Source organism: Johannesbaptistia floridana, from assembly GCF_057440575.1.
The window spans coordinates 1-2231 of the sequence record NZ_JALKVM010000201.1; the positions used below are offsets into that span (position 1 = coordinate 1).

The window sequence follows — 2231 nt, forward strand, 5'->3', positions numbered from 1 at the left end:
AATTATGTTTTTGTGCCGCTTGTATTAAAGGCATGGGAGATATTAATTCTCCTTTGTGATTTTTTACTCTCAGTAAAATTTCTGAATGATTAACATTTAAGCTACTATTTGCCAAAGAAGCGATTTTTTGATTAAATAACACTAACTTATCTGTATCTAGATTTACATTAGTTATAGTAAGCCAATCTGATTCTGTGTAAGGTCTTGTTTGTACCTTGGCTTTGACTACATCTGGTAGATATTTATGGAGTATTTTGTTGATAATATCTTCTTTAATTGGCTTAAGTAAGATGTCATTACAACCATTTAGTTTGCCGTGAAAATGCTCCAAGATATTTTTGTACCCAGTTAATAGAACAATAGGGGTGTTTTTCAGTTTCTGGTTCTTGGATTTACGTAAGATGCGACATAATTCATAACCATTGATATTTGGCATATAAAAATCCATAAAAATCAAGTCTGGTTTATGCTTCAGTAACAAATCTATGGAGCGTAAATCTTCAGTTATACCAATAAAATCATAGCCTTGTGCTTTGACTATTTTTTCCATAGTTTTACATACACTCGCAACATCGTCTACACAAGCTACCAAAGGGACTTTGGGGTGATTTGTTTCAACATATTTTATAGGAGGTCTAAAATCAGCAATTTTAACTAATTCTATGAATCCTTTGTCCAAGTAGAACTGTAAAAATTTAGTCAACTCTAACAAACTTACTCTTAATTGTATGCTTAAATCTCGCAAGCTTTTATTGCCTGTAAATTTACTTTGCATCTGCTGTAATCGCTTTAAACCAATTTTTTCGACTAATTGTTCCGATTCAATGATTTTTGGTGCTAGATTAGGACAACAGTCAAATACTTTTGCTTTTTTCCAAGCTTCTTCTAGTTGAGTAACTTTGAATACTGGTATTTTTAAACTCGTAATGGTTAGTAATTTAATCGAAATTTTACGAAATTCTGATTCTAAACTTAAGCTTTTAGCTTGCAAAATTTCAAAGAGAATTTCTTCAAGCTGGGCTTTGATAAATTTTTGTATTTGTTCAGCATTTATTTTCTTTTGGTCAATCCAGCGACGAAGTAACTCGTATTCCCAGCATATATCTAAATCTTTTTTGTTAATTGCTTGAGGGTTTTTAATTAATCTAATAAGTTCTTCTTTTATCTGTGGCAAATAAATAGACACATTTCTAAAAAAGCGTCTCACTTGATGTTCTCCGCCATTAGCATAGATAACTTTACCAGAATAAAAGTGAAAATGCCAACAGGTGTGGGATTCCAATTTAAAGGTGATTCTACCACTAAATTGGTCTTTCTCTACTTGGTTTAGTATTTCTTTTGTTTGGGCACTGTTGGAAATTTGATTTATTGAGTTCTCTTTGTCTATTTGAATCATTGTCATCTACCTAAAATCTTTAAGTCCTAGTTTTACTTATAATTTCTCCGCTAAATTGAACGGTTTAGAGATAGTCATAGCTATTATCCATTTAGTAATGAACAAGTTTTCAAATGACAATTCGGCCTCAATAACTTACTGATGAAGTTACTCTAGTTTCGAGAAAACGTAGAACTTGAATCAACTTTGGTCACGAGCTTAACATTACTTAATGTATGTGATAATATTCAATTGTGATTATTTTTTTCACCGTCTTATTAATCGGTATATACTTAGATTCTATTCTTTGGGTTGTAGAAAAACTGTCAATAAAATTACCAATTTAAGATGACTTTATAAAGTTTTAAGATTTCGCTTTTTGATAACTACCGCGAGAGAAAACCTGCTCAAAATTGCCAGCCTTTACCAGTTAATGGTTTGGGGTCACAAATAACTTATGAAGTGGCGGAGAGCGCCTCCCAATAACTCAAGATTATTGACCAAAAAACAGCCTCTAAGGCGCTCTCCGCTTTCGCTGGCAATTTTGAGTAAGTTTATTGCACCCCAACACAAGTACGGGAAAATACTGTTGATAAAAATGATATTTCAGGTAAAAATGACTAGGAAATCCAGTTCCTGTAAATTCTGACTCCTCCCAATACCTCGTAGGTTTTGGATTTTAACTTTTCTTTGAGGCAAGCAGAGGAGCAGGGAGAGGGGTTTTTGGCTTTGTAATTAATCTCCTTTCAACCTTACTGTTATAAAAGTCATTTACCTAAGCCCTAATCGCTTCATTACCTCTTAATCTATGGATTAAAATAGCTTTGGGTTTATCTATTAAATATCCTTGGGCATA

The 2231-nt window shown here is 32.7% G+C and carries 1 protein-coding gene and 1 pseudogene; both read right to left on the bottom strand.

Translation table 11 applies throughout. The features are described from left to right. Positions 1-1396: response regulator (locus tag MW688_RS13375; protein WP_486736506.1), on the bottom strand; the 1396-nt coding region annotated here is incomplete at its 3' end. A 493-nt stretch (positions 1397-1889) separates the two neighbouring features. Continuing rightward, positions 1890-2033, bottom strand: a pseudogene (locus MW688_RS13380) (hypothetical protein); the annotation flags it as partial. Positions 2034-2231 lie beyond the last annotated feature (198 nt).